The following is a 22,611-nucleotide window of genomic DNA, read 5'->3' on the forward strand; positions in this document are numbered from 1 at the left end:
AACGCCGGGGTCGCGCTTTGCCCCGCGCGCTCGATCCACTTGAGCGCTTCCTCGGTGCGCCCCTTGTCGCCCAGCATCCGCGCATGGTTGAACATGCCGCGGAAATCGCCGCCCTCCGCCGCGCGCTGATAGAGTCGCGCCGCCTTGGCGAGATCGCGCGCGACCACCCAGCCGTCCTCGTGGAAGCTGCCGACGAAATTGATCGCCTTGGCGTTACCGAGCTTGGCGGCTTTCTCGAACCAGACGAGCGCTGCTTCCTTGTCCTCGGGCACGCCGTGCCCGAGCGCGAGCAAGGTCGCGTAATTGTACATCGCCCAGTCGAGCCCGCGCTCGGCGGCGACGCGATAGCAATCGGCCGCACGTGCCTTGTCGATCGCGACTCCCCAGCCGAGGTCATAGCAACGCCCGACCATGTTGAGCGCCATCACATGGCCTTGCGTCGCGGCGCGGTTGAACCAGCCGAATCCGGCCGCTTCGTCCCGGGCAACGCCGTTCCCGTCGAGCTGCAACTGGCCATACAGCGCCTGCGCGTCCGCCTCGCCCGATTCGGCGAGCGTGCGAAGAACCGCCGCGCGCTTCCCGGGACCTTCCGGCAAGCGCGCGATATCGGCGACGGCTGAGGGGGAGTCCGTCGTCAGAACTTGAACTCCAATGTGCCGAAAATCGTCCGGCCCGGGGCGATCGACGCATAATGGCTGGTATAGACCTGGCTGAAATAGACTTTGTCGGTCAGGTTCTGCGCATTGACGCTGAGCTCAATGTTCCTGGTCAATTTGTACGCGGCGCGCGCATCGAACCGCCAGTAGGACGGGATCATGCGGTAGAGAATTTTGCTCGCCGGCGTGACGGTGATGTTGCCCGCCGCGTCCTGCGAGGCCGACCGGTTGTCGGCATAGCCGCCGAACTGGCGATCCATGTAGAGCGCGCCGCCGCTGACCGAGAAGCGCTTGGTCAGCTCGACCGTGGTCCAGGCGGTGAAGGAATTCTTCGCGGTCTGCGGCACTTGCTTGCCATTGTTGACCGACGGCACGAGCACGGTCGTCGCCAGGGCCGGCCCGACTTTCGCCACCGCCAGCGACGTGAAGCCGCCGTCGATGATCTTGGGATCGAGATAGGTATAGCCGCCGAACACCGTCCAGCCGGGCAGGATGGTGCCGTTGACGGTAAGCTCCAGCCCGCGGATGCGCGTCTTGCCCAGGAATGAGGGCAACCCGTCGTCGCCGGTCACCCGGGCATTGTCGATGTCTGTCTGGAACATTGCGATGCCCAACCCGAGCCGTTCCTTGAACAGGCTCGCCTTGGCGCCGACTTCGTACGACCTGGTCTTCTGGACCTTGAGCGCGTCGAGGATCGCCACATTCTGATCGGTGACAGTGGTGGGCAGCGCATTGTCCTCACGCCCCTCGCCGAGCAGCGTATTGGGCGGCGTCGCGGCGGTCGCATAGCTTGCATAGACGCTGGTGTCGGGAGTCGGCTTGAACACCAGCCCGGCCTGCCAGTTGAACAACGTATCGGTGCGGCCGAGCCGGAACGACGCGGTCCCGGCCGCGAACGGCGGCGTCGTGACCGACTGGAAGCGATCGACGCGCGCGCCCAGGTTGAGGATCAACCGCGGCATCAAGGTGATCGAATCGAACGCGTAGAAGGACTGGGTGTTGGCGTCGTTCTGCGTTTCGGTATTGGGCGCGCCCTTGACGATCGGCGTCGCGACGCTCGACGTGTCGCTGGTGTAATTGACCCACGGATCATAGGGATTGGGGTTGAACAGACTGGTGCAATAATAACGCGAGATCGTCGCCGGGTTGCAGCGTGGCGAGATGGTCGAACCGCTCGCCGACACGAACGCCCCGCGCCGCGCCTTTTCCCAGGAAAGTTCGGCGCCGACCGCGAAACTGTGCTCGATGCCGCCGGTGTCGGCCGTGCCGTAGAGATCGATCTGATCGGTCAGCGCGTCGGAATAGCCATAACGCGTGTTGCCGCGACGCCAGACCTGGCCGCTGCCATAGACATTGCCCTGGCTGTCGTCGGGCAGCAGGAAAATATACGCCTGGGTCGAGTGCGCCCAGCGCATGGTGTTGCGGATGGTGATCGACGACGACAGGTCATGCTCGACCCGGAGCGTCGCCTGATCGGTGGTCGCGTCGCGGAAATCGCGAACGGCCAGGCCGTAGAAGGTGCTGCGGTCGACATAACCGGTCTGGCCGTTCGCCGTGGTGATCCGCCCCAGCGCAGGCTGGGTGTAGATATTGCCGGTGCCGGGCGCGTTGCCGATCGTGTAGAGATAGGGAATGCCGCTGTCGGGCAATTCGTGGCTTTCCAGCCGGTAATAGCTCGCGGTCAGCCGCGTCGACGTCCCCAGCCCGATCGTCAGCGACGGCGCGAACCCCCAGCGCCTCGCCCAGATCGCGTCGCGCCCGGCGACGTCCTGGTCGTGCCACAGCCCCTGGATGCGGAAGGCGACGGTCGGCGTGATCGCGACGTTCAGATCGCCGGTGATGCGCTTGTAATCGGCGTCGCCATAGCTCGCCGACACGCTGCCGAACGTGCCTTCCTTGGGCAGTTTCGAAATGATGTTGATCGTGCCGCCAGCCGAGCCCCGTCCGCCGAGCGTCGAATCCGACCCGCGCACGATCTGGACTGAATCGATCGCGAAGGTCTCGCGGGTCTGCGACGACAGGTCGCGCACGCCGTCGACATAGATCGATCCCTGGCTGTCGAAACCGCGGATGAAGGGACGGTCGCCGATCGGATTGCCGCCCTCGGCGGCGCCGAAGGTGATGCCGGGAACGGTACGCAACGCATCCTGGAGCGAAGCCGACCCGGTTTCCTCGATCACCTTGCTCGGGATGACGACGATCGATCTGGGCGTATCGACGACCGGCGCGACGTCCTTGGGGCCATCGGGATCGGTGACTTCCTTGATCCGCTGGCCATTGACGATGATGTCGCGGCGATGAGCCTGACCACCGTCGTCGCTGTCGTCATTGGCCGGCGCCGTATCGGGACCGCCGTTGGCGAGCGCGGGGTGGCTGGCAAAAGCGCCGACGCAGGACAAGGCCAGGAAAGCAGGCTGCGCGACGCGGCGCGCGGGGTTGTTGCGAGTCACTCTTATCTCCCTTGCTTGGGAGATCCGCTATTGAGAGTCGTTCGCAGAGTCAACGCTATTGCGAGTGATTTTCATTTCTGATCGCCTGCGCTCCGCGCATCCGCCAAAGTCCATGTACGGAGCGCGCTGGCGAGGTTGGGAGGATCGATCGCCTGAATGCGTAGGGCATCGATCTCCGCGACCAGCGCGGACAAAGGCAGCGAGCGTCGGCGTGCCGCCTCTTCGAGCGCTTGCCAGAATAGAGATTCGAGCGTGATCGACGTCTCGTGGCCGGCGATGGTGATCGATCGCTTGACCGGGCCGGCGAAACCGCCGGGGGGTGGATCGATGCTCATAGCCTCTCCCCATCAGGCGTTCCGGGTCGGCCATGCCCCCGGCATGGCCTGAACGATGCGGGGCATCGTTCACCCGGAATGGGGTTGGGAGTGGGGCAGTGCCCCAAGCCGGTCGCTGGTGGATAGGCCCCACCCCAACCCCTCCCCTGGAGGGGAGGGGCTTGAAGCAAGCCCGCGCTCAAGGCTTGTCGAACAGCGCCGCGAGCTGTTCGATGATCGCGCCGCCGAGCTGCTCGGCGTCCATGATCGTCACCGCGCGTTGATAATAACGCGTGACGTCGTGGCCGATGCCGATCGCTACCAGTTCGACCGGCGAACGGTTCTCGATCCAGTGGATGACCTGGCGCAAATGGCGTTCGAGATAGGAGCCGCTGTTCACCGACAAAGTGGAATCGTCGACCGGCGCGCCGTCGGAGATCACCATCATGATCTTGCGCTCCTCGGGCCGCCCGATCAGCCGGTTGTGCGCCCAGAGCAAAGCCTCGCCGTCGATATTCTCCTTGAGCAGCCCCTCGCGCATCATCAATCCCAGGCTGGGCTTGGCCCGGCGCCACGGCTCGTCGGCTTGCTTGTAGACGATGTGGCGGATGTCGTTGAGGCGCCCCGGCTGCGGCGGCCGGCCGGCGGCGAGCCAGCTTTCCCGCGCCTGCCCGCCTTTCCACGCCCGGGTGGTGAAACCGAGGATCTCGGTCTTGACCCCGCAACGTTCGAGCGTGCGGGCCAATATGTCGGCGCTGATCGCCGCGATCGAGATCGGCCGCCCGCGCATCGAGCCTGAATTGTCGATCAACAGGGTGACGACGGTGTCCTTGAACTCGGTGTCGCGCTCGACCTTGTACGACAGCGACTGCATCGGGTTGATCACCACCCGCGCCAGCCGCGCGGCGTCGAGCAGCCCTTCCTCCTGGTCGAAATCCCACGAGCGGTTCTGCTGCGCCATCAGCCGCCGCTGCAGCCGATTGGCGAGCTTGGTCACCGCGCCCTGGAGATGGACGAGCTGCTGGTCGAGATAGGAGCGCAGCCGCGTCAGTTCCTCGGGATCGCACAGCTCGGTCGCGGCGACGACCTCGTCATATTGCGTGGTCCAGGCCTTGTAGTCGAATTGCGGCGAGAGATCGGAGAAGGGGCGGTTGGGCCGGACGGGAAGCATCCCCTCCTCGCCTTCGTCACCGGCCTCGCCATCGGCATCGTCGAACGATTCGTCGCCCGCCTCGGCGCCATCGCCTTCGTCGCTCTCGGCCTCGGATTGTTCGCCGCGCGCCTCGACTTCACCCTGGCCCTGCTCGCCCTGGTCGTCGCCTTCCTCGCCCTGGTCCTGTTCCTCGTCGGTGCCCTCGTCGTCCGAGCCGCCGTCGTCGCTGTCCTCGGGAATCTGGTCGCCCTCGACCAGTTCGAGGTCTTCGAGCAATTTGGTCGCCAGGCTGGCGAAGGCGCGCTGGTCGTCGAGCGCGAGGCGCAGCGCGTCGAGATCGCCGCCAGCCTTCTCCTCGATCCAGTCGCGGACCAGATCGAGTCCGTCGCGCGCGATATCGGGCGCCGGCTGGCCGGTCAGCCGCTCGCGCACCATCAACTGGATCGCGGTCGACAGCGGCACTTCGTCGCGACTGCGCGCGCGCGTGATCGGATCGGAGCGCAGCCGGAGGTCGAGCGCGTGGTTCAAATTCGCCGAAATCCCGGCATAGCCGCGCGACCCAAGCGCTTCGACCCGCGCCGTTTCCGCCGCATCGAATACCGCGCGCGCGACCGCGTCGTGCGGCGCATTTCTCAGGTGGAGCGAGGCATTGTGATGCCTGAGCCGCAGCGAAAAGGAATCGGCGAATCCGCGCGCCTCGGCGACTTGGTCGGCCGGCAGGGTCCGTGCCGGCATCGGCACCTTGATATGCTTGCCCGATTGCGCCGGCGTATCGGCAGTGAACGCCAGCTCGACCTCGGGCTCGTCGGCGAGCGCGCGCGACGCGCCGCCGAGTACGGCCTTGAAGCGATCGAGGGGAGTTTCCTGCGCCACGCGCTCGCTGTTACGCCTTCGACACCACGCTCTCGGGCAGGTCGGTCCCGAATACGCGCTGGTAATATTCCGCCACCAGCGCCCGCTCCGCTTCGTCGCACTTGTTGAGGAACGACAGGCGGAAGGCGAAACCGACATCGCCGAAGATCAGCGCGTTCTGCGCCCAGGTGATGACCGTACGCGGGCTCATCACGGTCGAGATGTCGCCGTTGATGAAGCCCTTGCGGGTCAGGTCGGCGACGCGAACCATGTTGTCGACGACCTGCTTGCCGTCGGGCTTGTCATATTCGCCCGACTTGGCGAGCACGATCTGCGCCTCGACCGCGGCGGGCAGGTAATTGAGCGTGACGACGATGTTCCAGCGGTCCATCTGACCCTGGTTGATCTGTTGCGTGCCGTGGTAGAGGCCGCTGGTATCGCCGAGACCGACCGTGTTGGCGGTCGCGAACAGGCGGAACCAGGGGTTCGGGCGGATCACGCGATTCTGGTCGAGCAGGGTCAGCTTGCCCTCGGTCTCGAGCACGCGCTGGATCACGAACATCACGTCGGGCCGGCCGGCATCGTACTCGTCGAACACCAGAGCGGTCGGCGTCTGCAGCGCCCAGGGCAGCAGGCCTTCGCGGAATTCGGTGACCTGCTGGCCGTCCTTCAGGACGATCGCGTCGCGGCCGATCAGGTCGATGCGGCTGATGTGCGCGTCGAGGTTGATGCGGATGCACGGCCAGTTGAGGCGCGCCGCGACCTGCTCGATATGGGTCGACTTGCCGGTGCCGTGATAGCCCTGGACCATCACGCGGCGATTGTGCGCGAAGCCCGCCAGGATCGCGAGCGTGGTGTCGGGATCGAACACATAGGCCGGGTCGAGATCCGGCACGCGCTCGTCCGCCTCGCTGAACGCCGGCACTTCCATGTCGCTGTCGATGCCGAACAGGTCGCGGACCTTCTTCATCTGGTCGGGCGCGGCCAACAGGGTGGTTTCGCGGCTGTCGGGCTGGATGTTGGGGATATCGGTCATCGGCTTTCCTTCGCGGCGCCCTCCCTAGACGCGGGCGTACGGCTAAGTCGAGACGCGAATTACGGACCCGATGTTCGAAAATCCGCGCCCTGGAGATACCGCCCGGCTTCGTTATTCGACGAAAGCGGCCAGATTCGCGAGGGTCGAGGCCAGTCCAGTCGCGTGATCCTCGGCCGATATGCCTAGCGGTACGTCGGACGCGGTGATCGTCACCTCGGTTCCCTCCGGCACGGCGCGGAGCGACCAGGTCATGGTCATCGTGCCGCCGAACGCCGGGTCGTCCGACTCGAAATCGGCGGTCTGGACGATGCGCTTCTCAGGAATCAGCTCGACCAGGTGGCCCTGGACGGTGTCGGCATCGGCGGAGCTCTTGCCGGGAGTCGCATGCTCGCCGGTGAAGCTCAGCGTCATTCGATAGCACCCACCCGCCCACGGCTCGAACAGATCGAAATGCCCCGTCATGCCGCTCGGCGGCAACCACCGGACCTGCGCATCGGGATCGACGAACGCATCGTAGATCGCCCGCGGCGTCGCGCGGATCAGGCGACCGGCGGTATCGGTCCGACCGGGCAAGCTCTGTCCTCGGTCCATTTGGGCGGTAACGGGAAGAGCGTCACGAAGCGCTCGGCGAGCGCGCGGTCACCTTCGACCGTCACCAGACCCAGTTTCTCTCCCTCGGCGATCGGCACGCCGCCATAGGTCAAGGCGGCAATTCCCCGCGGCGTCGAGGCGAACACTACGTCCGCGCCCGTGGGCTCCGCCCGCTCGACCTGGAAAGTGCCGTTGGCGAGATGCGTCGTGAACACCTCATCGCCCAACCGGAAGCCGAGCGTCGCGACTATTCCCGCCGAGCGCTCGGGGGACAACATCGTGCGGAACGACAGCATCAGCGACGCCGCCGACAAAGGCAGCGACGGATCGTGCGCGGGCGAGCGCGTCGCCCAGCGGCCGAGTTCCTGGATCGCGGTCTCGCTCTCATAACCCCAACGGGTCAGCTCATAGACCTGGACGGAGGCGGGCGGCGGCAGCTTGCGCTTCTTGAGGATGCCCGCGGCCTCCATCCCTTCGAGCCGCTGGGTCAGCACATTGGCGCTGATCCCGTTCAACGCGCCCTTGAGTTCGCCGAAGCGGCGGCCGCCGAACATCAGCTCGCGAACGATCAGCAGCGACCAGCGCTCGCCTACCAGCTCGAGCGCCATCGCGGTGCCGCAGGCATCGTCATACCACCGTTTTTCCGCCATTTTTTCTAGCTTAGTCACTTTTTCTAACTTCATGGTTGCTTTTTATAACTTAGTCGGGCATTCAAATCAAGTCAGCCGATTCGCCAGCCCCCTGACGGCTCGGTTTCAAGGGAGAGAACAGATGACCAGGATGATCTTCGTGAACCTGCCCGTCGCCGACGTCGCCAAGTCGACCGCGTTCTACGAAGCGATCGGCTTCGAGAAGAACCCGCAGTTCAGCAACGAGCAGGCGTCGTGCATGGTGTGGTCCGACGCGATCTTCGTGATGGTGCTCGACCACGGTTTCTATTCGACCTTCACGTCGAAGGAGATCGCCGACACCCACAAGACCAGCGCCGCGCTGATCGCCTTGTCGCGCGACAGCCGGGCCGAGGTCGATGCGATCACCGATGCCGCGATCGCCGCGGGCGGCCGCCAGACGCGCGACACCCAGGACATGGGCTTCATGTACAGCCGCGCGTTCGAGGATCTCGACGGCCACACGTTCGAGCCGATGTACATGGACATGGGTGCGGCCAACGCCGCCATGGCCGATCAACATGAGGGCAGCGCGGCCTGAACGCCGCATCCCCTCTCCGCATGGGAGATTTCCGATGCCCGACCGTTTTCGCCCCTGGATCGCCGGCCTGTTCTGGTTCGCCGTCACCGGCATCGTGATCCTCGACTATCCGGCGCTCGCCGGCGTTCCCACCCTCGCCTGAAGGAGCGTCCCATGACCAAACCCGTCATCACCGCGTACAAATGGGTCCCGCCCTTCGCGCAGGGCCTGGTCCGCGACACGCGCGCGCGCTGGGCGTTCGAGGAAGTCGGGATCGACTATGAGGTCGACGTCATCGACCTTCCCTATGCCAAGTCGGAGGCCCATCGCCGTTTCCAGCCGTTCGGCCAGATTCCGACCTATTCGGACGGCAAGGTCGAGATCTTCGAGTCCGGCGCGATCGTGCTTCACATCGCCAGCCTGGCCCCCGGCCTGCTGCCCGACGATCCCGCCGGCCGCGCCCGCGCCGTGCAATGGGCGATCGCCGCGCTCAACTCGATCGAGCCATTCGTCCAGCAACTCGCGGTGGTCGACGTGTTCGAAGCGGATCGCGACTGGTCCAAGGCGCGACGTCCGAAGGTCATCGAAGACCTGAAGGGCCGCCTGACCGACCTCGAGGCCGCGCTCGGCGACGGGGAATGGCTCGACGGGGACGGGTTCACCGCCGGCGACCTAATGATGGTCTCGGTTCTCCGCGCGCTTCGTAACACCGGCGTGCTCGACGGCTTCCCCAAGCTCGCCGCCTATATCGCGCGCGGCGAGGCCCGTCCCGCGTTCAAGAAGGCGATCGCCGACCACATGGCCGTGTTCGCCGCGGCCGCCTGAGCCGCAACCGACCTTAGGAGAGACACCATGGCTACGATCTACCAAGCCGCTTCGGCGGCGCCGACGACGCGTGCCCTGCCGGTCTGGACCGGCCGCGTCCTGACCGCGCTCGTCATCCTGTTCCTCGGAATGGACGCGGCGGGCAAGCTGACCGCCCCGGCAACGATGATCGCCTACAGCCCGCCGCTCGGGCTGCCCGCGGATACCGGCTTCTATCGGCTGCTCGGCTCGATCCTGGCGATCGCCACCCTGCTTTACGCCTGGCCGCGCACGGCATTTCTCGGCGCGATCCTGCTGACCGGCTATCTCGGAGGCGCCGTGGCGACCCATTTGCGGGTCGGAAGCCCGATCTTCAGCTATACGCTGTTCGGCGTCTATCTCGGGATCATGCTATGGAGTGGCCTGTGGCTGCGCGACTCCCGCATCCGCGCGCTGCTGCCCCTGATCCGCTGACCCAAAGCATGAGAGGAGAGGCATCATGACCTATATTCAGGGCTTCATCATTCCGGTGAAGGAAGGCGACAAGCAGGCCTATCTCGACATGGCGACCAAGGCCGCGCCGGTGTTCGCCGAATATGGCGCGACATCGACCGTCGAATGCTGGGGCGACGACGTTCCCGACGGCAAGCGGACCGATATGAAGCGCGCCGTCCAGGCCGAAGCCGGCGAGCACATCGTCTTTTCCTGGGTCCGCTGGCCCGACAAGGCCACCTGCGACGCAGCGGCCGAGAAGCTGATGGCCGACGAGCGCATGCAGCCCGACGGCGAGATGCCGTTCAATCCGCAACGCATGATCTATGGCGGTTACGATCCGGTCTTCGAAGGCGGCGACGGCGGGCGGTTCGGCTATGTCGACGGCATCGTCGCGCCGACATCATCGGACAAGCCCGCGTTCGTCGACCATGCGCGACGGATTTCGACCTATTTCCTCAAAAAGGGCGCCAGCCGCATCGTCGACGGCTGGGGGACCGACGTTCCCGACGGCAAGGTCACCGACTTCAAGCGCGCGGTTGCCGCCGAGGACGGCGAGACGGTGATCTTCGGCTGGGTCGAATGGCCCGACAAGCCGACCCGCGACGCCGCTTTCGCCGGGATGATGGACGATCCAGACGTCCGGGCCGCGCCGCCCGCGTTCGACATGCAGCGCGCGATCTTCGGCGGCTTCGTGCCGATCCTCGATACCGACCACCGATAATCCCCAGGAGAGACTGACATGGCCAACCGAACCGGAATGCCGATCTGGTACGAATTGATGACCAGCGATGTCGATGCCGCCAAGAAATTCTACGGCGACATCGTCGGCTGGACCTCGACCGCTTTCCCCTCCCCCGACGGCGGCATGCAATACAACATCTTCAACGTCGACGAGACGGGCGTCGCCGGCCTCGCGGCGCTACCGGACGGGGCACCGACCGGAGGGCCCGCCTGGCTCTCCTATTTCCATGTCGCCGATGTCGATGCGAGCGTCGCCCAGGTCGAAAAGGCGGGCGGCAAGACGCACATGCCGCCGACCGATCTGCCCGGCGTCGGCCGGATCGCGATGGTCAACGACCCGCAGGGCGTCCTGTTCTACGTCATGACTCCCGACCCGACGATGGGCGACCAGGAGAATAGCTGTTTCTCGGCCACCCTGCCCGGCCGCTGCAGTTGGAACGAACTGGTGACGACCGATCAGAAGGCGGCGTTGCCCTTCTACTCCTCCCTGCTCGGCTGGACCTCGAAGGAGGCGATGCCGATGGGCGAGATGGGCGATTATACCTTCATCGACTGCGGCGACGTGCGGCTGGGCGCAATGATGGATCGCGCGAGCCCTGAGCAGCCGCTCAAATGGACCTTCTATTTCTCGATTCCCGACGTCGATGCCGCGGTCGACAAGGTCAAGGCGCATGGCGGTACCGTCATCATGGGGCCGATGGACGTTCCCGGCGGCCAGCGCATCATCCTCGCGGTCGACCCGCAGGGCGCATCGGTCGGCTTCGTTTCTGGAGAACGGCAATGAACAAGATCACCACCTGCCTGTGGTTCGACCACGGCAAAGCGCGCGAGGCCGCTGAATTCTACGCCTCGATCTTCCCCGACAGCCGGGTCGGCAGCCCGAACGCCGCGGCCTCCGACTTCCCCGGCGGCAAACAGGGCGACGAGTTGACGGTCGAGTTCACCGTGCTCGGCCAGTCGTTCGTCGGCCTGAACGGCGGTCCGACGTTCACGCCCAACGAAGCGGTCAGCTTTCAGGTCTTCACCGACGACCAGGAGGAAACCGACCGTTACTGGAACGCGATCGTCGATCATGAGGGCGCGGAGAGCGCCTGCGGCTGGTGCAAGGACCGCTGGGGGTTCTCATGGCAGATCGTGCCGCGCGCGCTGATGGCGGCGATGACCGATCCCGACCGGGCCGCCGCCAAGCGCGCGATGGATGCGATGATGAAGATGAAGAAGATCGACATCGCGACGATCGAGCGCGCCCGCGCCGGCGAGACGGCCGATGCGTAAGCTGACCGGAGGCGTGTTCCTGTCGCTCGACGGCGTGATGCAAGCGCCCGGCGGGCCGACCGAGGATTACACCGGCGGGTTCGACGAGGGCGGTTGGCTGTTCCGGTTCGGCGACGACGGGATATTCGACACGATCGGTACTCTGTTCGCCGGCGAGTACGACCTGCTGCTCGGCCGACGCACCTACGACATCTTCGCCTCCTATTGGCCGTATGTCGAAGGGCCCGAAGCGGAGATGGGCCAGGCGTTCACGCGCGCCGGCAAGCACGTCCTGACGCGCGGCGACCAGCCGCTCGACTGGGAGAACAGCCATCGCTTGAAGAGTATCGAGGAGGTAGCGGCGCTCAAGCGGAGCGATGGCCCGGATCTCGTCATCCAGGGATCGAGCACGCTCTATCCGGAATTGCTCGCGGCCGGCCTGATCGATCGCCTGGTGCTGATGATCTTCCCACTGACGCTCGGCAAGGGCAAACGCCTGTTCGGCGATGGGACGCCGGCCGGCGCGCTCAGGATGACCGACCACAAGGTCACCAGCAAGGGCACGGTCATCGCGACCTATGAACCGGACGGCGCCCTTCCCGCGGACGGGTCCTTCCCGGAACCGAGCACCAGCGCGCCCGAACGGGAGCGACAGCAGAGGATGCGGAACGGGAACTGGTGATCGCGACCAAGGTGCATCGATGTCCACAATGATCCTCCCCCGCCAGGGGAGGTGTCAGGCGCAGCCTGACGAAGGGGGAGGCGGCACGACGGCCAGTTGGTCGCTGTCCTCCCCCTGAGTCGCGTTGCGCGTTCGAGCGAGATCGCGTCCCCCCGGATGCGATCTTGGCCTGCCGGGGCAGGCAAAGCCCGAACGCTCCTCCTGGCGGGGGAGGACTTGTAAGGTTCGACGTATAGCCCGAATTGGCAACGCGCCTAACCCGACCCGAACCGCCCCGAATACCGGTTCCCACTTGTCGATCCGATGCGCTAAGCGGGCGGCAATGCCTCGCCGTTCCCGCCCGTTTCTCGTCGCGATCCTGATCGGGCTGGCAGCTGAGGCGTTGTTCTTGTGGGGCGTCACGATCCCGTCGAAGATCGTGTTCGACGAGATCCATTACGTACCCGCCGCCCGTGCCCTCCTCGCCTTGTCGGGACCGGTCAACACCGAGCATCCCCTGCTCGCCAAGGAATTCATCGCCGCCGGCATCGCCCTGTTTGGCGACAATGCGCTGGGCTGGCGTTTCTTCTCGACGGTCGCCGGCGCCGCCACGGTATCGGGCGTGTTCGCTATTCTATGGCAGCTCTATCGCCGGATGCGGCCGGCAGTGACGGGCGCGATCTTCGCGCTGCTCAACTTCACCATCTATATCGAGGCGCGGATCGCGATGATCGATCCGTTTCTCGCCGTGTTCACCATCTGGGGTATCGCGGCGATGTTGTGGGCGATGCGCGCGCCGCCCGGCAAGGTCTGGACGCGCTGGATCGTCGCGGCGATGCTGTTCGGGCTCGCGGTCGCGGCGAAATGGGCGGCGGTGCCTTATGTCGCCTGGGCCGGATTGGGGTTTGTGATCGTCCGCTGGCGCGACGCCGTGCGGGCAAGACGACCACTCGCGACCATGTTGTCGGGACGCGACCAGCCGCATTGGGCGGGTCTCCCCACGATCCCGGCATTGCTGGCGTTCGGGCTGGCGTCGGTCGCGATCTATCTTCTGACGTTCGCGCCCGCTTTTCTCTATCATGATCAGCCGCTGACGCTAGCCGACCTGCTGCCGTTCCAGATGACCATGTACCGCGAGCAGGTGCAAGTCCTGCCGCACCACACGTATCAATCCGCGTGGTGGACCTGGCCGCTGATCATTCGCCCGATCTGGTATTTCTATGAAACGTCGGACGGCGCGATGCGCGGCATCCTGATGATCGGCAATCCCGTGATCATGTGGGGAGGGCTGATCGCGGTGCTCGCCTGTGCCTGGGGCTGGCTGCGCGCGCGAGACGTCAGGCTGCTTTTCGCCGCGGGGCTATGGACGGCAAGCTATCTGATCTGGGCGATCATCCCCAAGTCGCTGGGCTTCTATTATTACTATTATCTGCCGTCGATCTTCCTGTGCATCGCGCTCGCCGCCGCGTTCGACCATTTCGCCAGAGGCAAGTTCGCGCATTGGGACGAAGGTTTTGCGATCCTGGCGTTCGGGATCGCGGTCTATTTCTTTCCGATCATCTCCGCTGCCGCCCTGCCCGGCGTCCAGGCGTTCCAGCATTGGATGTGGTTTCCGAGCTGGCCCTAGAGCGGTCTAATACCGCCCCCACACGAACTTGCTCGACAGCGCGTAATTCCACACCGCCCCGATCAGCACGCCGACCATCGCCGATACCGCCCAGCCGCTGTCGCGGAAATCGTGAAGGAAGCCGGCCACGCCGATATTGGCGATCAGCCCGACCGCGCAGACCGCGCAGAACGACACCCAGCCGTCGGCCAGTTGGCGCCAACCCTTCAACCGCCGGTCGCGATAGGTCAGCGCGTTGTTGAGGAAGAAATTCCCCGTCATCGCCGCGACCGCCGCAATGACCTGGCTGGTCAGGAAGTGAATGTTCAGCACGAACATCGCGAACGTCAGCACCGCCATGTGGACGCCGACGCCGATCGCGCCGATCGCCGAGAACATCGCGAACCGCACCGGAACGACGCGCCCGAACATGCGGTCATAGAGCGCGATCAGATATTCCATCGCGACGACGTGATCGAGCTTGCTCTCGCCCTCGGTCCGCACGCGGAAGGTATAGGGCAGTTCGCGAAAATGGAGCGGGCGCGGCGACCCGGTCATGATGTCGAGCAGGATCTTGAACCCGATCGCCGCCAGCCGCGGTGCGAGGTCGCGGACGATCGCCGTGCGGATCATGAAGAAACCGCTCATCGGGTCGCTGAGATCGGCCTCGAGCACGTGGCGCGCGAGCCGGGTCGCGAACGCCGATTTGGCGACGCGGTCCTTGTCCCACTCGCCGGTGCCGCCGCCGTCGACGAAGCGCGAGCCGATCACCACGTCGAGCGTCGCGTCGTCGCCCAATGCCCTGGCCATTGCCGGCAGGATCGTCTCGTCATGCTGGAGGTCGCCGTCGATCACCGCGACCAAGGGCGCCGCAGTCGCCAGCATCCCCTCGATACAGGCCGAGGACAGGCCGCGCCGGCCGATCCGCTGGATCACTCGCACCCGCCGGTCGAGCCTGGCCAGCTCGCGCGCCGCATCGGCAGTGCCGTCCGGACTGTCGTCGTCGACGAAGATCGCTTCCCAATCGAGTCCCTGCAGCGCCTGGTCGAGCTTCGCGATCAGCACCGGCACGTTGCGGCGCTCGTTGAAGGTCGGGATGACGACCGCGAGGTCGAGCAACTGGCTCATAGGCCGGCGAGGATCGCGTCGCCCATCGCCGTCGTCGACAGCGTCCCGCCCAGATCAGCCGTCCGGGCGCCGCCCTTGATCGCCTTGGCGAGCGCCGATTCGATACGGTTCGCCGGCTCGGCCATGTCGAGCGAATGCCGCAGCATCATTGCCGCCGACAGAATCGTCGCGCAGGGATTGGCCTTGCCCTGGCCGGCGATATCGGGCGCCGAGCCATGAATCGGCTCGTACATGCCCAGGCTCGACCGCCAGCTCGACAGCGAGGCGGACGGCAGCATGCCGATCGAGCCCGCGCACATGCTCGCCTGGTCGGACAGGATGTCGCCGAACAGATTGCCGGTGACGATGACGTCGAACTGGCCGGGATTGCGCACCAGCTGCATCGCGGCGTTGTCGACATACATATGGGTCAGCTCGACATCCTCGTAATCCCCCGAGACCGCGTTGACGATGTCGCGCCACAGCTGCGAGGTTTCGAGCACATTGGCCTTGTCGACCGAGCAGAGCTTGCGCCGGCGACGGCGCGCGGTCTCGAACCCGACGCGCGCGATGCGCTCGACCTCGGTCTCGTCGTAGCGCATCAAATCGTGGCCTTCGCGCACCCCGCCAAGCCCGACGCGCCGCCCCTTCTCGCCGAAATAGACGTCGCCGGTCAGTTCGCGGACGATGACCATGTCGATCGCGCTAGCGATCTCGGGCTTGAGCGGCGAGGCATCCTCCAGCCCGGGGGTCAGCGTGGCCGGGCGCAGATTGGCGAACAGGCCGAGTTCGCGGCGCAGGCCCAGAATCGCGGCCTCGGGCCGCAGCCGGCGTTCGAGCGCATCGAATTGCGGGTCGCCGACCGCGCCGAACAGGATCGCATCGGAGCGCTTGGCGAGATCGAGCGTCGAGGCCGGCAGCGGATTGCCCGCGCGCAGATAGGCCTGGCCGCCGACCGGCGCTTCCTCGAAGGTCAGCCCGAGATCGAGCGCCTCGAGCACGCGGCGCGCTTCCGCCACGACTTCGGGTCCGATTCCATCTCCAGGCAGCAAGGCGATCAACGGCACGCGATTTCCCTTTCTCTCGGTCCCGCCGCCTTTGCCGGGCGAAGCGCCGTCACGCAACCGCGCGCTTCAACCGCTCGATCAATCGCGCGCGCGCCGCCAGAGCCTCCGCGCGGCGATCGGTCAGCAGATGCGCCTCGATCTCGCGACCGGTGAGTGCCAAGGCGGCAAGGATCTCGGGCCAGCCGGACTCCGTGCTGACCGCCGGCGGCCGCTCGACGCCATAGCCGAGCTCGGCCAGCAGCAGATCCTCGTACCGGGCCAGCGCCACCGCCCAGCCGCGCGCCGCCGGCGCCGCCTCGATCGCTCCCAGCATCGCGTCGAGCGCGCCATAGAGCCGTGGATAGGGCTGGCTTTCGGGCAAGACGACGGCGGTCAGCGCGGTGACCCATTCGAGCGCGGCGGTGGCGAGCGGCTCCGAATAGAGCGGCGCGCGGCTATGGACGAGTTCGACGGTCAACCCGGCCAATTGGTCCTCGGTCCGCGCGCGCCACTCGCCCATCACCAGATTGGCCGGCTGCAATATCGGCCGCATCGCCCGCGACCGCCCCCCGCGAACATAGCCCGCGATCAGTCCCGCCTCGCGCGTCAGGCAGCGCACGACGGCATTGTGCTCGCCATGCTGGCGGACCGACAGGACCAGGGCTTGCGCGCGGAGGTGCATGAGGCTGGAGTAAAGCGGCTTCTACGGTCGCGCCAGCCCGGCAGCGGACGGCGATCCGGGCGGCCCGAAAGGCATCTAGGACATGCCCTGGCCGAGGGGCGATCTTCATGCCGTCGCCCGTGCCGAACCGGGGGTCAGGAATCGCCGAGCATCGCCCGTTGGATGCGATCGAACGGCTTGACGAGGTTGTTGTAGACGGTGACCGCAACGACCGCGGACGCGACCACGGCGGCGGAGGCGATCAGGCCGAATTGAACGGCACGCGAGATGGCGATGTTGCGCTCGATCGTTCGCGCCATCGCGGCATCCCGCCTGAAGCGCTCCTCGCTCCGGCGCTCGACCATACCCTGCGGCGCGTCGTTGCCGCGGCCCCCGCCCGCTTGCGCGGGATCGGCCCGCAAGGCCTGCAGATCTATCCGATCTTGCGTGCGAACGCCAAAAAACCTGTCCTTTGCCCAAACCGCCCGTCCGATGATCACGTTACGACCGCGACGGATCTCCACATAGCTCCCCGGCTTCGGCACCTCGTCAGACGCGACTAGCAGGCCGCGAGCGGACACGTTGTGGATGCACGCGTCCACCCAGGCCGCGCCCAGCCGCAATCGGGAAGGGAGGAACACCTTCGTGCGCGTCTCGCGCGCTTTGAACCCGGTTGGAACGACATTCGGCACCACGTTGCTCCTTGGTGCGATCATGCCGACGTTGGCTGTAGTAATACTTTTTTAATATTTCGACAGTCGACAGATCATCGCCAATATTACTACTCCCGAAGCTTGATAGCGTTCCTTTTCAGCTCTTCTCCGCGTCGCGACGATATTCACCGGGATCACCCCTCAGTCTCGCCGAACCGGCGAGCGCGTACCCGTCCTTCGTCCTGGTTTCGCGATTACCGACAACTTCCTCGCTGTCCTCGCGGGGATGGCGCGCCACTGGGAGTTACCGGCGACCGCTTGTCCGGCCCGACCTCTCGGTCAGCGGCGAGCCATGGATCGACACCCCCGCATTTTTCGCTTGCGCTACATTTGTAGCGCGCTACAAATGTAGCGGAGAGGTGAGTCATGCTACCGCAATTGCCCCCACGCGAACGTCAGATCGTCGACCTGCTCTATCAAGCGGGGTCGCGCACCGTGGCCGAAATCTGTGATGGGCTGCCGGACCCGCTCACCGGATCGGCGGTGCGCGCCATGCTCAAGCGACTGGAAGACAAGGGATTCGTGTCGCGCGAGGAGAGCGATCGCGGCTACGTCTATTCGCCGACCGTGTCCGACAATCAGGCGCGGCGCACCGCGCTCAGCCAGGTGGTACGGACCTTTTTCAAGGGTTCGCCAGTCAGCGCGGCCAGTGCCTTGCTCGGCATGGCGCAGGACCTCGATACGCGGGAACTCGACGAGCTCGAGGCGGCGATCGCGCGGGCGCGCCAGGCGCGGGAGAGCGGGAAATGATCGTCACCCTGCTCCTGCTCGCCGCGAAATCTTTGCTCGTGGCCGCCGTCACCCTGGCGCTGTTGCGGGTGACTCGCGCGCGCTCGGCCGCCGAGCGATCCACCGTCGCCCATCTCGGCCTGTTCGCGCTCGTCGCCCTGCCGCTCGCCAGCCTGGCGTTGCCGACCTTGGCACTCCCGATTCCCGCATCGGTCGCGCGCTTTGCCGCGACCGCTCCCGCCGCGGCTCCACAGCCCGCGCTTCCGGTCGCCAGCCAGACGACGGCAGCGGCCGACAACAATGGCTCGCGGACGGCAGCCGCCCGACCGCCGGCGGCTGGCGCGCTGACCACCATCATCGTCGGCGCGGCGCGCTACGCCTTCCTGCTCCCCACGATGCTGCTGCTCGCGCTGACGTTGGTCGCGTTGCTGCGCCTCGTCGGATTGCGGCGACGCGCCGACGTGCTGGTCGACCCCGACTGGCTGAGCGCGCTGGCCCGGGCGCAGCGGCGGATGGGATTCAAGAACGGCACCGCCTTGTTGTGGAGCGACGAACTCGGGTCGCCGGTGAGCTGGGGCCTGATGCGTCCCGTCATCCTGCTCAACAACGCCGCGGTGGCCGCCCCCGAGCAGGCCGAAGCGATCATCGCGCACGAACTGGCGCACGTCGTTCATCTGGATTGGGCCAAGCTGATCCTGGCGCGCGTCGCCACGGCCGCTTTCTGGTTCAATCCGCTGGCCTGGGTACTGGCGCGCGAGGCACACCAATTGCGCGAGGAAGCCGCCGACGACGCGGTGCTCGCCGCCAACATCGCGGGACCCGATTATGCCGAATTGCTGATCGGCGTCGCCCGTCATCAGTGTCGAGGCGCCTTGCTCGGTGCGCACGGCGTCGCGCCGTCGAAAAGCTCGCTCGGCCGCCGTGTCCGTCGCGTGCTCGACCAGAGCCCCGCACGCGGGCCGTCCGGACGGTCCTGGGTCGCCGGATTCGCGACGGGAATGCTGAGCATGGCGGTGCCGCTCGCCGCGGTCACCATCGTTCCCGGCCGCACCGCGCTCGCCACCGTCCCGACCGCCGGCGACGTCCATGAAGGAGCCGCGCGGACCGCCAAGCGCCTGGCCGCCACCATCTCGCCCAAGCCGACTGCCGGGTCGAAGGACCCGGCGACCGACGGCGCGACGGCAGTGGCGGCGACGTCCTCTTCCCCATCGTCCCCCGGTCAGGATGCCGGCTCGCGTTCGACCGACGAGAATCCGGCGATCGCGATCGACGTCCCGGGCGTCCGGGTCCGCCTGGACGGGATACCGACGACCGCCGTCAGCGACCAATATCGGCGCTCGATGGCGCAGGCGGGCTTTGCCAACCTTTCTGACGATCAACTCGCCGAAGCCCGTGGCGGCGGCGTCAGCCCGGACTATGCGCGCGCGATGCGGGCGACCGGCATGCGGCTCGGCATCGAAGACATAGTCGAGGCCCGCAACATGGGCCTCAACCCCGCGTATATCGCGGCGATGCGCCAGTTCGGGATCAAGGGCGAACTCGACGATTACCAGGGCATGCGCGCGGTCGGCGTCAGCATCGAGTTCGTCAAGAAGCTGCGGAGGCGCGGCATCAATACCACGTCGCCCGACAAGCTGACCGAACTCGCGGCAGCCGGAGCCGATCCGCAGCCCGATCCCGATCCCTGAGCCTTGACGCCCGGCCCGACGGCCGGCCTTCGCCCCCACCCCGCTTTTCGTAACGCCCACCGGCGAAAGCCCCATCGTGCCTGCCGCCCGCGCTCCATCTGCAAGCGCGGCTGGAGCGGTGCGCGCGTCGAGCCGATCCCCGCGGGCCAGACCACAGGAGTAGAGAATGCGCATTCACGACAGATCCGATCGCTGGCGGTACGCGGTGGGCATCCTCGCGCTGGCCGGCGGTCTGTGTGCGCCGGCAGCGGCGATCGCCGGTCAGGACAAGCCTGCCTCACCGGCCGGCGCCGACGCGACCGCCAGCGAAGCGGGAGTGTTCACGCCCGATTATTTCGCGCGCTTCGCGCCGCAGACCGCTTACGACATGCTGTCACAAGTGCCGGGCTTCACCATTCGCACCGCCGACGACACACGCGGGCTGGGCCAGGCGTCGGAGAACGTCCTGATCAACGGCCAGCGCGTGACCGACAAATCCGGCGGCGCGGTGGCGCGGCTGCAAAAGGTGCCGGCGGGCGACGTGTTGCGTATCGAAGTCCGCGAAGCCGCCTCGTTCGGCATCGCCGGCCTGACCGGCCAGGTCGCCAACGTGATTCTCAAGGCCGATCGCAAGGGCAGCGGCAATTTCAGCTGGAGCCCGCAGGTTCGCGCGCATTACGCCGAGCCGCGCTGGCTGGCGGGGTCGATCAGCTACAACGGCACGCTCGGCGCGCTGGATTATACGTTCTCGCTCGAAAACAAGCCGTCGCGCGGCGCGCTGGGCGGCAACGACTATCGCGTGCTGTCCCCGTCCGGCGCGCTGATCGAGCGCCGCGAACAGGTGAACTGGAACAGCAGCGACGACGCCAAGATGTCCGCCATCTTCAAATATACCGGCAAAAGCGGGCTCCAGGCCAATCTGTCGCTCGATTACGATCCCTATTGGCAGCGCGGCGCCAATGATCAGCGCCGGATCCGCGACGACGGCAACGACAATGACTGGATCAGCCTCAATCACACCTGGGGCTTCCGTTACGACGTGAATGGCGACGTCTCGCTGCCGCTCGGCCCCGGCCGGCTCAAGCTGATCGGCCTGCGCCATTTCGAGCACGCTCCCGCGTTCGTCGACCAGCGTACCGATTACGACAGCGGCGCGCCGAGCGACGGCTTGCTCTACGGCCAGGATGCCAAGACCAGCGAGACGGTCGGGCGGCTCGAATATCATTGGAAGGGCGGGCCGAACGACTGGACGATCTCGCTCGAGCGCGCCGACAACCGGTACGCGCAGATCAGCACCCTGGCCGATCTGCAGCCCGACGGCTCCTATGTCTCGATCCCCTATCCGCAAGGCAGCGGTATCGTCGCGGAGACACGCTACGAAGGAATGGTCACGCTCAGCCGCTCGCTGTCGCGCAAGCTCGACCTCCAGATCGCCGGCGGCGCCGAATATTCGGAGCTGGGCGAGCGCGGCATCGGCGAGAAGCCGCGTCGCTTCTTTCGCCCGAAAGGCAGCATCCTGCTGGCGTGGCGCCCGGCGCCGGGCTGGGACGCCAGCCTCAAATTCGAGCGCAAGGTCGGCCAGATCAGCTTTTCCGATTTCCTCGCCAACCAGGACGTCACCAACAATCGCGGCAACGACGCCAATCCCAACCTCGTCCCGCCGCAAAGCTGGGAAGCGACCGGAGAGATCGGCCGCACCTTCGGCCGCTGGGGCAAGACGCGGCTGAAGGTCTATCACTACAGGATCGAGGATATCGTCGATCATATCCCGGTCGGGATCGACGGCGACGCGGTCGGCAATCTGCCCCACGCGACGTGCACCGGCGTGGAGAGCATCAGCACGATCCAATTCGACCCGATCGGCTGGCACGGCGCGAAGCTCGACGCCGATATCGGCGTGGAACGCGCGCGCGTCCGCGACCCGCTGACCGGCCTGCCGCGCGAGATCAGCAACACGCACGATCGCTGGGCGCAGCTCACCTTGCGGCATGACGTGCCGCGCACCCAATTCGCCTGGGGCGGCAGCCTGTCGTTCGATCATTACGGCCCGGTCTGGTATCTCGACGAGATCAACCAGCAATGGGAAGGCCCCTATGTCAGCGCCTTCGTCGAGCTGAAGAACGTACGCGGCGTGAAGGTCAATTTCGAGGTCTTCAACCTTAACGACGGCCATGTCCGCTATTGGCGCGACGTCTACACCGGCCGCCGCAACGCCGCTCCGCTGGCGTTCCTCGAGCGCCAGCACCAGCGGGTCGGACCGATCTTCACCCTGACGGTCAGCGGAACGTTTTGAGAGCGAGACCCGATAAGCCCCTCCCCTGAAGGGGCGGGGCTAGACGGTCCTTATTCCGCCGCGGGCCGCAGCACCGGGCCCGTCGCGCGACGCCCAAGCTCATTCACGTCGTCGAGCGCCTGGACCAGGTCGCGATAGCGCGGCTTGCCGCGGCTCTGCTGCATCAGGGTCACGGTGTGGATGCGGCCGTTCTGGCGGCGGGTCAGGGCGCAATCGATGCCGTCCATGACATAGGGCTTTTCCGGCGACACGGTGCGACGCTCGAACCGCGCGAAGTCGAGTTCGCGCCAGATCTTGGTCACCTCCGCCCGGGTCGCGCGCGCCCGCAGCACGCCGGTCGAGCGCCGGGTGACCTTCATGATCTGGCCGTTCGACAAGATGCGGGTCTGTTCATAGCGCCCGTCAAATCCGCCGGTGCACACGCTCTCGACATAATCGACCCCGCGCGGCGCGAACGGCAGCACCGGTTGCGCACGCTGCGCGGCGGCGGGGACGGCAAATGGAACGATCAAGGCGGCAAGCAGCAAGCGGCGCATCACTATCTCCTTCGCCCGTGCCGCTAGCAATGCCCGCCTGAACCGAAGCTTGCGACAA

23 protein-coding genes are annotated in these 22,611 nt (G+C 66.2%); 11 read left to right on the forward strand and 12 right to left on the reverse strand.

The genetic code is table 11. The features are described 5' to 3' along the window. The 7 genes from ACTHJR_RS01840 to ACTHJR_RS01870 form a co-directional block, all read right to left on the reverse strand. A partial coding sequence (locus ACTHJR_RS01840) for a tetratricopeptide repeat protein (protein WP_440521354.1) occupies window positions 1-596 on the reverse strand: 596 nt, incomplete at its 3' end. Window positions 597-634: 38 nt separating this feature from the next. Beyond that, entirely contained in the window at window positions 635-3,106 is a 2,472-nt protein-coding gene (locus ACTHJR_RS01845) for a TonB-dependent receptor (RefSeq protein ID WP_440521355.1), read from the reverse strand. Window positions 3,107-3,177: 71 nt separating this feature from the next. After that, the gene (locus ACTHJR_RS01850; RefSeq protein WP_440521356.1) at window positions 3,178-3,441 is read right to left on the reverse strand and encodes a ribbon-helix-helix domain-containing protein; all 264 of its coding nucleotides are present in this window, start codon (window positions 3,439-3,441) and stop codon (window positions 3,178-3,180) included. A gap of 178 nt (window positions 3,442-3,619) precedes the next feature. Continuing rightward, window positions 3,620-5,446: a cobaltochelatase subunit CobT gene (gene cobT / locus ACTHJR_RS01855; RefSeq protein ID WP_440521357.1), complete on the reverse strand. Its 1,827-nt coding sequence runs from the start codon at window positions 5,444-5,446 to the stop codon at window positions 3,620-3,622. A 10-nt stretch (window positions 5,447-5,456) separates the two neighbouring features. Beyond that, window positions 5,457-6,461, reverse strand: a complete 1,005-nt coding sequence (cobS, locus tag ACTHJR_RS01860; RefSeq protein ID WP_440521358.1) for a cobaltochelatase subunit CobS — start codon at window positions 6,459-6,461, stop codon at window positions 5,457-5,459. Between the two features lie 111 nt (window positions 6,462-6,572). Next, a complete protein-coding gene (locus ACTHJR_RS01865) occupies window positions 6,573-7,034 on the reverse strand; it encodes an SRPBCC domain-containing protein (RefSeq protein ID WP_440521359.1) in 462 nt (153 codons plus the stop codon). Then, a complete protein-coding gene (locus ACTHJR_RS01870; protein WP_440521360.1) occupies window positions 7,001-7,702 on the reverse strand; it encodes a winged helix-turn-helix transcriptional regulator in 702 nt (233 codons plus the stop codon). Before ACTHJR_RS01870 ends, ACTHJR_RS01865 begins: the two co-directional genes overlap by 34 nt. 121 nt (window positions 7,703-7,823) lie before the next feature. On the opposite strand from ACTHJR_RS01870, the gene ACTHJR_RS01875 reads away from it, so the two are divergent. The 8 genes from ACTHJR_RS01875 to ACTHJR_RS01910 all read left to right on the forward strand — a co-directional run bounded on the left by ACTHJR_RS01875 (window position 7,824) and on the right by ACTHJR_RS01910 (window position 13,822). Then, window positions 7,824-8,261, forward strand: coding sequence for a VOC family protein (locus ACTHJR_RS01875; RefSeq protein WP_440521361.1), 438 nt, complete (start codon window positions 7,824-7,826; stop codon window positions 8,259-8,261). A gap of 153 nt (window positions 8,262-8,414) precedes the next feature. After that, a complete protein-coding gene (locus tag ACTHJR_RS01880) occupies window positions 8,415-9,065 on the forward strand; it encodes a glutathione S-transferase family protein (protein ID WP_440521362.1) in 651 nt (216 codons plus the stop codon). 27 nt (window positions 9,066-9,092) lie between these two features. Next, the gene (locus tag ACTHJR_RS01885; protein ID WP_440521363.1) at window positions 9,093-9,518 is read left to right on the forward strand and encodes a DoxX family protein; all 426 of its coding nucleotides are present in this window, start codon (window positions 9,093-9,095) and stop codon (window positions 9,516-9,518) included. Between the two features lie 25 nt (window positions 9,519-9,543). After that, a complete protein-coding gene (locus tag ACTHJR_RS01890) occupies window positions 9,544-10,260 on the forward strand; it encodes a DUF1428 domain-containing protein (RefSeq protein WP_440521364.1) in 717 nt (238 codons plus the stop codon). Window positions 10,261-10,278: 18 nt separating this feature from the next. Further along, window positions 10,279-11,064 (forward strand): VOC family protein, encoded by a 786-nt coding sequence (locus tag ACTHJR_RS01895; RefSeq protein ID WP_440521365.1) that lies wholly within the window; start codon window positions 10,279-10,281, stop codon window positions 11,062-11,064. Then, window positions 11,061-11,555: a VOC family protein gene (locus tag ACTHJR_RS01900; protein ID WP_440521366.1), complete on the forward strand. Its 495-nt coding sequence runs from the start codon at window positions 11,061-11,063 to the stop codon at window positions 11,553-11,555. The genes ACTHJR_RS01895 and ACTHJR_RS01900 overlap by 4 nt, the downstream gene beginning before the upstream one ends. After that, entirely contained in the window at window positions 11,548-12,216 is a 669-nt protein-coding gene (locus tag ACTHJR_RS01905; protein ID WP_440521367.1) for a dihydrofolate reductase family protein, read from the forward strand. The genes ACTHJR_RS01900 and ACTHJR_RS01905 overlap by 8 nt, the downstream gene beginning before the upstream one ends. 322 nt (window positions 12,217-12,538) lie before the next feature. Next, on the forward strand, window positions 12,539-13,822 hold the full coding sequence (locus tag ACTHJR_RS01910; RefSeq protein WP_440521368.1) for a phospholipid carrier-dependent glycosyltransferase: 1,284 nt from the start codon (window positions 12,539-12,541) through the stop codon (window positions 13,820-13,822). Window positions 13,823-13,828: 6 nt separating this feature from the next. Here ACTHJR_RS01910 and ACTHJR_RS01915 read toward each other — a convergent pair whose 3' ends face one another. The 4 genes from ACTHJR_RS01915 to ACTHJR_RS01930 all read right to left on the reverse strand — a co-directional run bounded on the left by ACTHJR_RS01915 (window position 13,829) and on the right by ACTHJR_RS01930 (window position 17,307). Next, window positions 13,829-14,929 (reverse strand): glycosyltransferase family 2 protein, encoded by a 1,101-nt coding sequence (locus tag ACTHJR_RS01915; protein WP_440521369.1) that lies wholly within the window; start codon window positions 14,927-14,929, stop codon window positions 13,829-13,831. Beyond that, window positions 14,926-15,975 carry a 3-isopropylmalate dehydrogenase gene (gene leuB / locus ACTHJR_RS01920; RefSeq protein WP_440521370.1) on the reverse strand — a complete coding sequence of 350 codons (1,050 nt, stop codon included), beginning with the start codon at window positions 15,973-15,975 and terminating at the stop codon, window positions 14,926-14,928. Before leuB ends, ACTHJR_RS01915 begins: the two co-directional genes overlap by 4 nt. A 49-nt stretch (window positions 15,976-16,024) precedes the next feature. Continuing rightward, window positions 16,025-16,636: a DNA repair protein RecO gene (gene recO / locus ACTHJR_RS01925; protein ID WP_440521371.1), complete on the reverse strand. Its 612-nt coding sequence runs from the start codon at window positions 16,634-16,636 to the stop codon at window positions 16,025-16,027. Window positions 16,637-16,770: 134 nt separating this feature from the next. Further along, window positions 16,771-17,307, reverse strand: a complete 537-nt coding sequence (locus ACTHJR_RS01930) for a PilZ domain-containing protein (protein WP_440521372.1) — start codon at window positions 17,305-17,307, stop codon at window positions 16,771-16,773. 387 nt (window positions 17,308-17,694) lie between these two features. On the opposite strand from ACTHJR_RS01930, the gene ACTHJR_RS01935 reads away from it, so the two are divergent. The 3 genes from ACTHJR_RS01935 to ACTHJR_RS01945 all read left to right on the forward strand — a co-directional run bounded on the left by ACTHJR_RS01935 (window position 17,695) and on the right by ACTHJR_RS01945 (window position 22,017). After that, on the forward strand, window positions 17,695-18,078 hold the full coding sequence (locus ACTHJR_RS01935; RefSeq protein WP_440521373.1) for a BlaI/MecI/CopY family transcriptional regulator: 384 nt from the start codon (window positions 17,695-17,697) through the stop codon (window positions 18,076-18,078). Continuing rightward, window positions 18,075-19,745: a M56 family metallopeptidase gene (locus ACTHJR_RS01940; protein ID WP_440521374.1), complete on the forward strand. Its 1,671-nt coding sequence runs from the start codon at window positions 18,075-18,077 to the stop codon at window positions 19,743-19,745. Before ACTHJR_RS01935 ends, ACTHJR_RS01940 begins: the two co-directional genes overlap by 4 nt. 166 nt (window positions 19,746-19,911) lie before the next feature. Continuing rightward, the gene (locus tag ACTHJR_RS01945) at window positions 19,912-22,017 is read left to right on the forward strand and encodes a TonB-dependent receptor plug domain-containing protein (protein ID WP_440521375.1); all 2,106 of its coding nucleotides are present in this window, start codon (window positions 19,912-19,914) and stop codon (window positions 22,015-22,017) included. Between the two features lie 50 nt (window positions 22,018-22,067). On the opposite strand, the gene ACTHJR_RS01950 is transcribed toward ACTHJR_RS01945, so the two are convergent. After that, a complete protein-coding gene (locus ACTHJR_RS01950) occupies window positions 22,068-22,553 on the reverse strand; it encodes a hypothetical protein (protein WP_440521376.1) in 486 nt (161 codons plus the stop codon). Between the last annotated feature and the right edge of the window lie 58 nt (window positions 22,554-22,611).

This window comes from Sphingomonas sp., assembly GCF_051962185.1.
Classification (GTDB): domain Bacteria; phylum Pseudomonadota; class Alphaproteobacteria; order Sphingomonadales; family Sphingomonadaceae; genus Sphingomonas.